The following is a 14,382-nucleotide window of genomic DNA, read 5'->3' on the forward strand; positions in this document are numbered from 1 at the left end:
TCTTTGTTATTGGGTGTTATCGACTAGACAATAAAGCGGCTTAATACTTCATCTTGATGTCGAACGGTCTGTTGTTGGTCCGTCATCATCTTTGTGGTCTGTTGCACAACCTGTGAGACTTGATCAGAAAGATCTTTGGTCTTTTGGGCATTTTGGTTAATGTCTTCGCTGACTAAGCTTTGCTCTTCAGCCGCTGACGCGATTTGGTGCACCATGTCGGTGATTTGCCCCATGGATTCACGGATTGATTGCAGAGACTCATCGGCACTGCTGGCGTGTTCCATCGTCGCTTTGACTTCCGACTGGCTTTCATTCATGACGGTAATGGCTGATTTTGATCCCGATTGGAGAACTTGAATCGTACGGCCAATCTCTTCAGTCGAACGTTGTGTCTTCTGTGCTAGTGAGCGAACTTCATCTGCAACGACCGCGAATCCGCGACCAGATTCACCGGCTCGCGCAGCTTCAATGGCAGCATTAAGTGCAAGCAGGTTGGTCTGATCGGCAATGTCATTAATGACTTCCAAGACTGACTCAATGGTTTTTGATGCGCTATCGAGCTCAGTTACGACATTGGCCGCTTCATCGACTTTGGCTGCTAAGGTTGAAACCGATTGTGATGATTGCTGTACTAGCGTGGCGCTTTCATTGATGTTGGTAAAGGTGTTCTCAATCACTACCGATGCATTTTGAGAGTGACTTGCGACTTCTGTCGCACTGACAGACATTTCATTGATTGCAGCGGCAAGTTGATCCACTTCTTGCAACTGGCTATCGATGGCGTTCTGCGCTTGTGTTGTCCCTTCCACGGTTGAGACCATGCTTTCGCTGATCTGGTCTCCACAACGTTTGGTTTCACGAATCAGTTCTTGAAGTTGTTCCATGAAGACATTAATACTGCTAGCGATTTGGCCTAACTCGTCATGGCTAGTCACTTCCAATTTTTTGGTCAAGTCGCCATCGCCTTCAGTGAGGCCATGGACTTTGGCCTTGAGCGCGTTGATTGGTTTAAAGAGCAGGTTCAAGCTAAATACAATAATGGCCGTTGAAACAATAATGAGTAGAATCGCGACAAACATCAGGCTCCTGAAGAGATCACTGAGGCTTGAATAGGTCTCTTCTTCATCCACACTTACCATGTAGTGCCATGAAAGATCATCACTGATGTCTATCGCATCATAAAAACCAATACGGCTGCGATCGTTACTGACAAAGGTCAAAGAGCCAAAATGATTACCAAGAACTTGGTGGATTTGGTTTGCTAAGCCTTCTTGATCACGAATGGTGCTTTTACCCGCAGTCAGTGCTTTTGACGATGAGGCAATGATTTTGCCCTCAGAATCATAGAGGGTTGCCAGTGCGGTTGATTCTAAATCCTTACTGACAAGCTCTGAAAGCATCTCTAAGGTTAGGTCAGCAAGTAATACGCCGTGCAATTGATTTCCAAGGTAAAAGGGTTCAGCAACACTGATCATGAGCTTTTTGGATGTCGCACCAACATAAATACCGGTTACGATTGTTGAGCGCTTTGCCTTGGCATCTTTGTACCAGCTACGAACACGTGGGTCGTATTTTGATAGCTGGCGTTTACCCGTACTTGAACCATAAGATCGCCCGTCCTCAAAGCCAACGACAATGTCTGTCACATTGGCGGCTTTTGCTATTTGTTTAACGAGAAGCTCAATCGTTGCATCATCAAGATTGTCGTTAAAAGCGGGGGCCGTTTTTATTAGGCTTTGCTTAACATTTCCCATCCAGGATTCAATGGCATTGCTCATTGACTCCACTTTTATCGAAGCGGCATAGTCAATTGAAGCTTTTTTATCCTTAGCAAAATAGTGGTAAGAGAGGAAAACGGAGATACCTAATGAGGTAACAAGTAATAGTGTTGCAACAGAGAGAATCCGCTGTCTAAATCCGAACGTCATATATGGTCAGCTCAAGTTGAATTTAATTAAGTTAGTTATTTTTCCGCTAAATGGTAAGGCATAAATTTGTAATACTTACATATGCATCTGATTGTTTATTTGGTATGCTTGCTAGTGAATAATTCTGCTCTATGTCTATGTATTTAAAGGGGTAAATGACTTCGTTGTTAGACTGGTTCGATATGGGTGAAAATGTAATTAATTGTAAGATTGACTGCGGTCGGATTTGTCAAAAATAGTCGTTTATTTTGATTTTTAGGATTAAATAGATGCTGGGGTATGAATATTTAACATTTCTTAGACTATTTATTTGAAATTGGGGTTCAATAAGGATGGGCTCTGGTTGTTTATAAATGATGGGTGGCTGAATATAGAGTTATTACTCGATCTTAATAATGTTTCTTAAATTAGGAGGGAAAGAGAAATATTATTTCGTCCAGCGTTCTATATTCCGAACTTTGTTAAAAATAAATGAATTCCTTTAAGGAATTTAATGCGTCTGATAAGGTATTTAGGCGACAGTTGTTTTTCTCGAACAGGCTATCATTGTAGTCAACTAGAGCCAGTGTTACATGCTGAAATCGCGCAAAGGAAAAGAAATTCTCTTCTTGTCTCATTGGTGAGACAAGTAATTGCTTTGATTAAGATAGTCGCTGATATTGAAAGAGCATTGTCATAAATTACTTAAATAAATGATTAAGCTTGAGCTATTGATATTTATTTTGTAATTGCAGATGAGTTCGCATTTAAATATCTACCGTTACTATTAATTTGATGGTCTGTTGTTCGTTTTTCATTGGTTTTATTGATTTATGGATTTTGTGTCAAACTTATCTTAAGTAATTTATTTTAACTATAAAAATAAATCACACTTCACATTAATATTTCTTCGAATATTTCCACATCAAAAAGTGATAATAAAAATGCGTTTAAACGTCATAGCTAGGTCTATCCGTTATGGATTAATCGGTGCAGTATTCTCTGCGCCAATATATACAACTTATGCCGCTGAGGCGGAAGTGAATGTAGATAACAGCCCAATTTACTTTAACCAGAAATCTCTCGACAACATGTTGGAAGGTAATCTGCGCGGTGGGGTTATCTTTGGTCAAAATGTGCTGTTCGAAGCAAAGAACAATGAAGATGATATTCGTCAGCACCTTGTTGGGCAGCGTGACACTTTAGTTCTTTTTAAACCTGAAAATGTAGATGCGTCTGAAACCGTTGTTATGACGGTGAAGGATGGGTCGGGTGCAGTCCTCTACCGCACAGAGATGACGCAGCCTGACGCATTGCCGGGGATCGCGGGTGCTGTGTCTGGAGATATGCCTGACGTTGATTTGCCGGAGGAGTATGACTATGTCATCAACTCAAAGAGTGAGCTTGAGGAGCTCCGTGGAGATACAAAAGGGACAAAGATTCTATCAATATTAAATCAGCACAATAGTTTAAAAATAAAACTGGCAGATGGTCTATGGATTCCTGAAATCTATTTTCCTGATTCCACTAGTATTGGCGGAAAACTAATTTCAGTAGAAAGTGATGCAGGCTTCTCAACTCAAGTTGTTTTCGGTCAAGATAGTGTCACTATACAACGTGGTGAACAAGTAGACTTTTCCCACAATGGCTCCTCTTGGTATTTTGAGGACTTAGTATCGTACAGCCGATTTGCATATGGTGAGCGCTTTTGGTCAGCGGACATAGACGGCGCCTTTATTCAAAATAATATGTCAATTGCGTTTAGTTCAGGTGAGCTGTCAGGTGAGCTCTCTAACTTTCATGTTGGTGCCGCGACAGAACTCATACTAGCGACGCTTGATTTGGGGCTATTGACTCCATATCGTGGGGAGTTTGATTTCCAATACGATGAAGAGCTCCATCGCCAGTATTACCAGACAATTCCGGTAAGTAAATTGGTTGTGACTGAATACGAACCCCAGCATTTGGAAGAAGTTGTTTTGTCCAAAGGTACAAGGTACACAGATCATTCAAGTGACAATGGTGACTTGTATGCTGGCGATATGCGAAATGATGTAGGGATGTATCTTTTCGGGTTAGGTATTGGTAATGCTAACAATGGGGTTAACTCTTCACGCCCCGGGATTGGAGCTTGGAATGAGCCAGGTTACACAGCGCAAACTACGGTACAAAACTCAATTGGAAACTATGCCAACGGCATTCAGCCACATGGTTACAATGCCCGAGTTGGCTCTGCGGTTGTTTATAGCTCGAAGGGGAACGAGTTTAGCCATGAGTTAGGGCACTCTTATGCTCTTCCTCACTATAACGGCGGTTTTGCAGGCTCTGTTCATCGCCCTGCTAAAGATCCTAACTCTACCTGGGGCTGGGACGCCAACAGGCGTTTATTTGTTCCAAACTTTGAACGAACTATTTCAAATGAAGAGACTTGTGTTGATAACTCTCTAACTGATACCAACGGCAGTGTGGGCAAGGGTGATTTTGAGTGTTTAGAGCCACTCGATGGGCGTAGCTTCGGGTTGGATGCTATGGCTGGTGGCCAGCCCATGGTTCCAAGTGTTAATAATTATACTTTGCATACGCCGCTGCCACTGGCTCGAAGCCAGTACTTCTTCGAGAAAAGGGCGATTTTCGACAAGAATTCTTCAACGGGTTTTAGGAAGTGGAACTTTGATTTGGGAGTGGAGGAAGAATGGTCGCATATGGTCCAGCACCGTCCCTTTGTTGATGCGTGGATTTATATCGTTAATCAAGGGCGAATTTCAGAGTATTTTGATAGAAACTCTGTCGTACGTGTCAGAGTCACTTTTGATCCGAAGCCACTCGAAATGCCTAAAGCTGCGGACTATGATTCTAAGGTGCTGGAATACGTCAATGATAGTAATCGTGACGCTGTTATCATGATTAACGATGAAGTGAGCATTGAAGTGCCGAAGGGCGAAACTTTGCATCTTGTCTCAAATAATGGTAGCTGGATTAACGCGGATTCAGATGTAAAACTGGACCAGAAAGCACCAATAAAGCAAGGCATCCCGGTAACAACTTTACTTGGGTTTTATGATCCTGAGTCGGAAATTGATGCTTATGTTTATCCCGGATTGCATGGTTCTTATGGTCATGTCTATTCTGGCGATGAAACCGTCTATGGTTGCTACTTATCTGTAGTTTTTAAAGACGGCACAGAACAGAAGCACCAGCTTCAGAATGAACGTTTCAGTTCAAGCCTTATGAACCGCTTCCACGTTAACGTTGAAACTGCGCTTGAACCAGTGAGTGCGACGGTGATTTGTGATGGTAAGACTCAGGCCACCCGTGAAATTAGCAAGCCAACCAAAGCATTGCGCTATACCATCAATGGTGTTGTTCAAGGGGCTGATGGTGGCATCTCTGCTGATGCCGGTGTTGACCAAGTGATCTATGGTGCAGGTACTGTAGTACTAGATGGTTCAAACTCACAAGGTGACGATGTACTTCGTTATGAGTGGCAACAGTTATCTGGCCCAGCGGTTGAACTTGTCGATGCGAACAGCGCTATTGCTCGCTTTGATGTCGATGGCGGTAATGCGGAATATCAGTTCAAACTGACTGTCACAGAAGGTGAACAGAGTGCATTTGATACAGTAAAAGTAACTGTTGTCGACAGCCATCTTCCGCCATCTATCGACTTGGAAGATCTTTATCGTGTCGAAAGTGGTGAAACGCTTTCTATCACGGCTGGTATTGAAGCGAGTAGTGCGGTAACGCTCAATTGGGCAATATCTGACGATGTTACCTTCACAGGCCAAGGCACAGACACGATTACGGTGACTGCGCCGACGGTGACAGCAGATACCTACTATACGATTACCCTAGATGTGACCGACGAACATGCGCAAAGCACGACGGCATCGTCTCTATTAGAAGTCTCAGTAGCTGACACCGACATTTGTCGCCCAACCACGGATAAAGATGCGGATAACTATCCTGAATGGCAGCCACAATCATACGGTACGGCGAATACCTTGGTGAGTCACCAACAGCTTGTTTGGAAAAATAAGTGGTATGCCAGCGAGGGTGAAGAGCCGGGTATCGCGGGGGTATGGGAGTTAGTGAGTGATGTGATGCCGCTTTGGCAAAGTCAACGCACCTACAGTGCGGGTGATGAAGTACACCACGCCAATGCAGAGTGGCGCGCGTCGGCTTGGATCGCTGCGGGTCAAGCGCCTGGAGACGCAGCGGCTTGGGTGAAAGTGACAGACTGCGAATAAATTGCGTTATTTGGACGTTAAACATAAAAGGTAAATGTCCAACTCTGTAGATAAATGAAGAAACCCGCTTGATACGGAATCAAGCGGGTTTCTTTTTTTGGTGGCATGAGATGAGCCCCTGGAACTTGTCTGTCTATTCTTTTTTGCTTTGATTAGTGCCTTTTTCTTCTAAGTCTTCATTTTCAGTCGTGTTCGCCAGTATTTTTGACTGTGATTGGTTTGCAGATAATCCTGTTGTTAACAACACGGTAACTTTTTCTTGGGTGGCATTAACCCCTTCTATTATGCTGTTTTTGTGGATTTTATTGTGGTGTTTGTTTTGTGAACGTAAATGAGACGTTATTTGTAATCAGATGTAACCATTGTATGAAATTTCGTCAAATAGTAGTTTATTACTCTGCTCAATGTTAATTTTGTAAAATATTTTCTTGAATTGGTTTGTAACCTTGGTTTAACATGCGCCGCGTTTTGGCCGCTCAATGAGTGAGTGGCATAAGTTCAAAAAGGAGAATGTGGTGCAATCTACTGCTTCACAAAGCAAAAACGGTAAAAAGAACCTTTTTGCTAGATTTTTAGACACGGTCGAATGGTTAGGTAATTTGCTACCTCACCCAATTACGCTATTTGCCATTTTTTGTATTGCCATCTTGGTAGCGTCGGGTATCGCAGGTTACTTTGAAGTTTCCGTCGTCGACCCGCGCCCTGAAGGGGCTAAAGGGCGTGCGGCGGACGGTCTGATTTATGCGCAAAGCTTACTCAACGCAGAAGGCTTGCAGATGATCGTGACGAACCTAGTGAAAAACTTCACTGGTTTCGCACCGCTAGGTACAGTGCTTGTCTCTATGATGGGTGTGGCAATTGCAGAGCACTCAGGTTTGCTATCTGCGGCAATGCGCGGTCTAGTGATGGGTGCCTCACGCCGTATGGTCACCTTCACAGTCGTGTTTGCTGGTATCGTGTCCAACACCGCGTCTGAGCTAGGTTATGTGGTATTGATTCCTCTAGCTGCGATGATTTTCCATTCGTTAGGACGTCACCCTCTGGCAGGTCTTGCTGCCGCATTTGCGGGTGTATCTGGTGGTTACTCTGCCAACCTGTTCCTCGGTACAGTTGACCCACTACTCTCGGGTATCACAGAAACTGCTGCACAGATGATTGACCCAACTTATAGCGTTGGCCCGGAAGTGAACTGGTACTTCATGTTCATCTCTACCTTCTTCATCTCAATCATGGGTGCTTGGATCACCGAGAAGATTGTTGAGCCTAAGTTAGGCGAGTATAAGAAAGAGATGGCCTCAGAAGATCTGAGCGAAACCGTTGAAGGCAAGCTCACTGAGATCGAGAAGCGTGGTCTGCGCAATGCGGGCATTGCAATGCTTGTTGTTTCTGCCGTACTCGCACTGACGATTGTGCCTGAGTGGGGCCCACTACGTCACCCTGAAACCAATGCGATAGCGGGTTCGCCTTTCTTTAAAGGCATCGTTGCGTTCATCATGATTTTCTTCGGTGTTCCTGGGTACGTGTATGGCCGTACAGTTGGCACAATGAAGTCAGATGTTGATGTGATTAACTCGATGTCTAAGTCAATGAGCTCAATGGGCATGTACATTGTACTTGTGTTCTTTGCTGCGCAGTTTGTTGCCTTCTTTAAGTGGACTAACTTCGGTCAAATTATCGCGGTATCAGGCGCTGACTTCCTGCAAGCGGTTGGTTTGACGGGGCCAGCACTGTTCTTCGCCTTCATTATTATGTGTGGTTTGATCAACCTATCGATTGGTTCAGCGTCAGCACAGTGGGCGGTGACGGCACCGATTTTTGTCCCTATGCTCATGCTTGTCGGTTATGCACCAGAGACCATTCAGGCTGCATACCGTATTGGTGATTCAGTAACCAACATCATTACGCCAATGATGAGTTACTTCGGTTTGATTCTGGCAGTAGCGAGTCGCTATGTGCGTAACCTTGGTATCGGTACCTTGATTGCGACCATGCTACCTTACTCAATGATCTTTATGGTGGGTTGGAGCATCTTGTTCTACGTGTGGGTATTTGTATTAGGCATGCCGGTTGGTCCAGGTGCTGAGACTTACTACAACGTTAACGGCTAATCGCTATTACGTCACTCCCTCTTCAAAGCACCTGCCTTGGCAGGTGCTTTTTCGATTCTCTTCGTGGCTGTAAGCTGCGAACGACCGTACTTTTCTGAATTAATTACACATTCTTTGAGTGGTCAGAGTTGTGAGTGATAATGTCGCATCGCGCTCTTTAAGCCATGCTATTCAGAGGGTTATTGGTTTGGGCAGCAAAAATAGTTTCAGGTTGCATAATGCTTTTTAAGTATTGATAAAATATGTCTCATTCCTCAGGCCAAATTCACTGCTATTCTCAATGGTGCTGAAAAGATCGCAATCTTTGATCGCTAGGCGGTACGACTCATCGATTGTACTCATGCAAAACAGTGATAAAAGGCAGAGCGGGTATGATTCGGCAATTTCGTTACGCATGGTTCTTCATCTTATTGGCAGGCTGCGGTGGAGGAGGCGGTGATGGCGGTAGTGGCAATGTGCCGGATACAGTTGTCATCAAGAAAGGCGTCTTCGTTGATAGCCCTGTACAGGGGCTGAGTTATGTGTCGGGCGACACATCTGGGACCACCTCGGCGACAGGTGAGTTCGAGTATGAAGACGGCAAAACCGTGACCTTTTCACTGGGTGATGTAGAGTTGGGTTCGGCTAACGGTGGTGCTGTCATTACCCCTATTGATATCGTCGAAGGCGCGACTGACAGCACTAACCCAAAAGTGACCAATATCATTCGCTTATTGCAGACTGCTGATGCTGATGGCGACCCCTCCAACGGGATTACATTAGAAAAAGCCCGCTTAGATGCTCTTCCCGATAACCTCGATTTAGACCAAGCGATTGATGCGTTTGATCGTCAACAAGCCCTCATGGATTGGCTTGCAGACCAAAACCTTTCCCTCGTTGATGTGAACACAGCTCGCGAACATTTTGATGACATCCTGGATGGAGCGAGCAAAGACTCGGATAACGATGGCATTCCCGATGCCGCCGATATCGATCGAGATGGTGATGGTGTTAACAACAATGTCGACCGATTCCCAGATGACGGTACGGAGTCACAAGACCTCGATGGCGATGGCATTGGTGATAATGCCGACCCAGATCGTGATGGCGATGAGGTGAATGATGACGTCGATATTTTCCCCAATGATCCTAACGAGAGTGCTGACCTAGACAGTGACGGCATTGGTGATAACAGCGATCCAGACCGCGATGGCGACAACGTTAATAATGATCAGGACCGTTTCCCCAATGATCCCAACGAAAGTGCCGACTTGGACAACGATGGTATTGGTGACAACGCCGATCCAGATCGGGATAACGATGGCGTGAATGATGAAACCGATCGTTTCCCCAATGACCCGAATGAGAGTGCTGATTTAGATAATGACGGTATCGGTGACAATAGTGACCCTGACCGGGATGGCGATGGCGTAGAGAATGGCGTTGACGTGTACCCAGATGATCCAGCGCGTAGTGCATTGCCAACAGTGACAATAGATACACCCGAAACCCTTGCAACTGTAGGTGCTACACCCATTACGGTCACTGGCTCTGTGGATGCACAAGCTGCGTCACTGACTTTGAACGGGGTTAACCTCGCACTGGATGGTAGCGGGAGTTACAGTGCGGATGTCGCTTTGGAAGAAGGGTTGAACACCATCGTCGCGCGTATCGTCAGTCCAAGCGATGAAGGTGACATTGTCTCTACAGCGTCTATTTCAGTATCGCTCGATCTCACCCCGCCAACCATTACCCTCGAGTCTCACACCGATGGTGACACGGTGACAACGGAGACCGTCACCATTACCGGACTGATCAATGACATTGTCCGCGGCACGATTGAGGAAGATCAAGCGTCATTAACACTAAATGGTGAAGCGGCGTCTATCTCTAACCGCAGTTATGCCATTGAAGGGGTGGCATTGAATCCGGGGCAAAACGATTTCACCCTTCTCGCCACTGACCAAGTGGGGAATCAGAACTCACTGCAGTTCAGTTTGAATTACAGTGTGCCGACGGGACAGCGTATCGAGTTGGTGTCTGGGCAAGCGCAAATCGCTGAGATAGAAACTCAGGTGGAAGATCCTCTAACTGTGCGGGTGTTAGATAACGATGCCAACCCCGTCGCCAATGCCTCGGTTGTGTTTCGTGTAGAGCAGGGCTCTGGGGTTGTCGGTGTGGGCACGGATGACGCTGGGCGTGCCGTTGTGGTTGATACAAATGCGGAAGGCGTTGCATCCACCCAGTTCCAAGTCGGCGCACGGGTAGGTACGGCAAACCACAAAGTTAAAGCACAAGCGGTCGGCTATGATGACGAGCTCATTTTTACCGCCTCCGGCACGTCAGCCTTGGGTAACAAGCTCAGTGTTAACTCTGGCAACAATCAGCGCGGTGCAACCTATCAAGCGCTACCAGCGCCGTTTGTCACCGTGGTGACTGACAGCGGGGCCAATGTGGTGTCTGGAGCACGGGTGGAATACAAGGTGATAAAAGGTGGCGGTGCCTTTGGTGATGATGGTGATACGGTTGTTGTGACGACCGATAGCGATGGTCGCGTCTCTGTGATCTATACCTTGGGCGATCTTGAAGGGCTAGACCAGCAACGCATTGTTGCTACCTTGCTCGACTCTGCGGTTGAAGAGCCGATTACCGCGGGTTTTACAGCATCGGCATTCACGCCAACGGAAGCGGGCGACACGAGTATTTCGGGTGTTGTTCTCGATAATCAAGACAACCCCATTCCGGGGGCAACGGTGACGGTGGAAGGCACCACTCGACAAGCAACGACCGATGAACAAGGCCAGTTCACTATTACGGAAGCCCCTGTCGGACCTGTTCACCTAATTGTGGATGGCTCGACCACCAGCTTGGAGGGTGAGTATCCGACCTTAAGCTACAACATCGTGACGATATCAGGCATTGAGAACCCGCTTGCTGCGCCCGTTTATATGGTGAAACTGGATGTGGACTCGGGAGTAGAAGTCGGCCCAAGCGATGTCTCGTTGACGCTCGAGGAATATCCGGGCTTTCAACTCGATGTAGCGAAAGATTCTGTGACTTTCCCTGATGGCGCGCGATCAGGCTTGCTGTCGGTGACGGCGGTCAATGCATCAAAAGTGCCTATGGCCCCACCGAATGGTATGCAGCCGCAATTCATCGTCACTATCCAACCGACAGGGACACGTTTTGATCCGCCTGCACGTCTTACACTACCGAATGTCGATGGACACTCCCCCGGTGCGCAAGTGGAAATGTACTCCTATGACCATGACTTAGAAGAGTTTGTTTCGATTGGTCTAGGCACGGTGAGTGAAGACGGTGCTTTAGTCCAATCCAATCCCGGTGTCGGGGTTATTAAAGCGGGTTGGCACTGTGGTTCGCAGCCCGGAGGAAGCGGTTGTACCTATAATTGCGGTGAGTGCCAGACATGTGACGACGATTGTAACTGCATCAATGATGACAGCCAGACACCCCGCTCCATAACCGATGTCGAAGGCGACTGTAAATCACCTGCTTGCCAAGACGGCAGTGCTGTTCAGGTGAATGATGATTCGGATACCCCGCCTGATAACGAATGTAAAATTTGTGAAGATGGTGCGGTAACTAACCGTGAAGATGGTCGAGTGAATGCCTGCCTAGAGTGTGAAGACGGTGAAGAGAAGAAGGTGCCAGATAACGAGATCGGCAGCACCTCTATCAGCTTTGCTGGCGTGACTAACTTCATTAAAGACGTCAACAAAATCCTCGATTTGCTCGGCTCCGACGACAAGATCCCAGAAGTGCAGTTTGCTTTCGCGAAGACAGAAAAAGAGGTGTGCTGTGTTGCTCGCGATGGTGAGATGACTGATGAAATTGAGTGGAAGGGTTCGGTTGTGTTCCCGGGTTGGAGTGGTCGCTGGCGTCCAACGATTCCACCTTATTCCGGTGATTACACCATTACTATCTTCGGTCGCTCGATAGGTGTGGCCTATGGTGTGCAGTTCGAAGCAGGCTTCACGGGCAGTGTAGATATCACTCGAACTGAGCGTGAGTGTCAGGGGGATGATTGCTGGGGCGGTTCGGTCGGAGGTCAGTTCACCGCAGGTGGCGGCTTATTCGGGGAAGTCCCTAATCCTGCGTTACCGCCAGAATGCGGCCCTCGCGGGAATGAAGATTGTGCTGTGTTGCGTGTTGAAGGGACAGTGACAAGCGGCTTTAACATTCAAGCGGGCGTTAACTGCGAAAAAATAAACGGCAAAATTGGCCACACAGGTATCGCAGCCAATGCCAAGTTCATCGTCGCTGAAGGTACATGGGTCGAGACTGCTTTCCAAGAGACATTGCAGTTAGTGAACTCAGGTTCAATCACTGTCTTCGAATATGAATTGCCTGATTAAGGATGATGCAATGGTTCCAACAAGCAAAACACTAAAAGCGCTAGTGATACTCGTCGGAGGTTTGGCTGGCGCGGCCTATACCTCGTTAACTTATGCGGTATTACCTGAAGGCGATGAGTGGGTGTGGCCTAACTTTGAAACAACAGAAGCGAAGAAAGGGACACTGGAAACCGAGTATCACTTTGACTATCGCCAATCGAATGTACGTGATGCGGCGTATTTGCCAACGATCGACAAAGAGAAAGCAGACTATTCCACGCCTGCTAAGGCGTTTATGTCACGAATGAGCGCGTTGCAGCATGTCGATTATGACTGGTGGCTCGCGGCGTGGGATGAGCCCTCTAGAGCGCTTTTTCAAGCACAAGCAATCCAGATGGGACGTGACCAAGGTTACTGGACAGATTTATGGCAAACGCAGTTTTCCCGCTCGGTGATTCAGATTGCGCGGCAAATTGAGTACCAAGGCTATGTCATCTTCACTTATCGCGTGATGGCGGAAGATAGGAAAACTGACATTGGTGGCGGTTTTGAATATCCGATTGTGTTTAAACAACAAGAGGACGCTTCATGGCGCGTGTCATTGGATTTGCGGCGCGACCCATTATTACAGCACAGCCCTTGGGTATCAGGACGTTCTCGCACGGAGGTAGCGCTGCCATGAAGATACCTCAATGCGTCTGTATTTTAGTGGGCTTTATTTTCACCCTAGTGCCTGCCTTCGCCAATCAAGCGGATGGAAAAATTGTCTTTGAACCGGTGCAGGATAAATCCTTCACCTTGGTTTACAACCATGCGTTTTTGCAGCGCCACTATATCAACCAAGCCAAAGTGGAATTTATGGAAGCGCCACTGCCACAAAACATTGGCCCAGATAAAGAGATCATCAGTCTCTTTTCGGCGATCAAGCATAACAACTTTGAGTGGTGGTTAGGGATTTGGGACCAACAAGCGCGTCGTGCCTTTGCGAGTGATCCCCAAATCGAGCGCAGTATGCGCAGTACCTTTAACTATTATCAGCAGCGGTTAAATCACGGTGAAATGTATTTGACTGAATGGCTAGTCGTTAAGGATCGGGTGTGGCTACAAGCTGAAATTCGTAAGCCCGACGGCAGTGTAGCGAATCAAATATTATTGCCTTTTGCGTTGGAGGAAGGGCGGTTCCGTCTTTCTGCGAGTGATTTTAATACCCCATTGCACAAGGCAATTCGGCAAGCACTGGCTGCGCAACATGGGGTCTCTGAAACAGACGTCGCCGAATCGACAAAGGGTTAAACCTACCCATTCTTAACGAGGAATGTGAATGTACAACGTGGATAGTGAAGATAACAAACGATGGGTAGTGACCGACTATCCGCATGGGATGATGGTGTTGTGTTTGCTTTTTGCGTTGCTAGTGGTTGGGTTGGAAATCAACCGTGGTCAGTTGGATTGGTTGGGCAGAATTTTAATGGTGGGCGTGCCGTTATTTGCCATCACTATTTTGAAAAAGCGTCGCACTGAGTTCGATAGAGAAAGTGGTGAAATCAACCATTTTGAAGGCAATGTGTACTTAAAGCAGCGCAACGTGATCCCGATGGCGGATGCCGCGCTAGCGATTGAAACCGGAAGCGGCCAATACAAACATACTGGGTGTTTGTGTGTTGATAGCGAGGGAACGCGCATCGTGATGGTGGGGGCAGATGTGATGCCCGGTCACCATAAAAGGTTGAAGGCGTTACGTGAGCAAATGGCGATGTACATCAATCATCACAATCGCGGCAACTAG

At 46.9% G+C, this 14,382-nt stretch carries 7 protein-coding genes; 6 read left to right on the forward strand and 1 reads right to left on the reverse strand.

Annotation, left to right across the window (positions count from 1 at the left end):
* Nucleotides 1–23 precede the first annotated feature (23 nt).
* Complete coding sequence (locus tag TSUB_RS06575) at nt 24–1,928, reverse strand: methyl-accepting chemotaxis protein (protein WP_087017376.1); 1,905 nt, start codon at nt 1,926–1,928, stop codon at nt 24–26.
* 923 nt (nt 1,929–2,851) lie between these two features.
* Between TSUB_RS06575 and TSUB_RS06580 the strand changes: the two genes are divergently transcribed.
* From TSUB_RS06580 to TSUB_RS06605, 6 genes are all read left to right on the forward strand, one after another.
* On the forward strand, nt 2,852–6,154 hold the full coding sequence (locus TSUB_RS06580; RefSeq protein ID WP_087020328.1) for a M66 family metalloprotease: 3,303 nt from the start codon (nt 2,852–2,854) through the stop codon (nt 6,152–6,154).
* A gap of 515 nt (nt 6,155–6,669) precedes the next feature.
* The gene (locus TSUB_RS06585; RefSeq protein WP_087020326.1) at nt 6,670–8,262 is read left to right on the forward strand and encodes an AbgT family transporter; all 1,593 of its coding nucleotides are present in this window, start codon (nt 6,670–6,672) and stop codon (nt 8,260–8,262) included.
* A 371-nt stretch (nt 8,263–8,633) separates the two neighbouring features.
* Nucleotides 8,634–12,617, forward strand: a complete 3,984-nt coding sequence (locus TSUB_RS06590; protein WP_087020323.1) for a carboxypeptidase regulatory-like domain-containing protein — start codon at nt 8,634–8,636, stop codon at nt 12,615–12,617.
* Nucleotides 12,618–12,627: 10 nt separating this feature from the next.
* The gene (locus tag TSUB_RS06595) at nt 12,628–13,278 is read left to right on the forward strand and encodes a hypothetical protein (RefSeq protein ID WP_087020320.1); all 651 of its coding nucleotides are present in this window, start codon (nt 12,628–12,630) and stop codon (nt 13,276–13,278) included.
* Nucleotides 13,275–13,889 (forward strand): hypothetical protein, encoded by a 615-nt coding sequence (locus TSUB_RS06600; RefSeq protein WP_087020317.1) that lies wholly within the window; start codon nt 13,275–13,277, stop codon nt 13,887–13,889. The genes TSUB_RS06595 and TSUB_RS06600 overlap by 4 nt, the downstream gene beginning before the upstream one ends.
* 28 nt (nt 13,890–13,917) lie before the next feature.
* Nucleotides 13,918–14,382 (forward strand): hypothetical protein, encoded by a 465-nt coding sequence (locus TSUB_RS06605; protein WP_087020314.1) that lies wholly within the window; start codon nt 13,918–13,920, stop codon nt 14,380–14,382.

It is taken from the genome of Thaumasiovibrio subtropicus (assembly GCF_019703835.1).
GTDB lineage: Bacteria > Pseudomonadota > Gammaproteobacteria > Enterobacterales > Vibrionaceae > Thaumasiovibrio > Thaumasiovibrio subtropicus.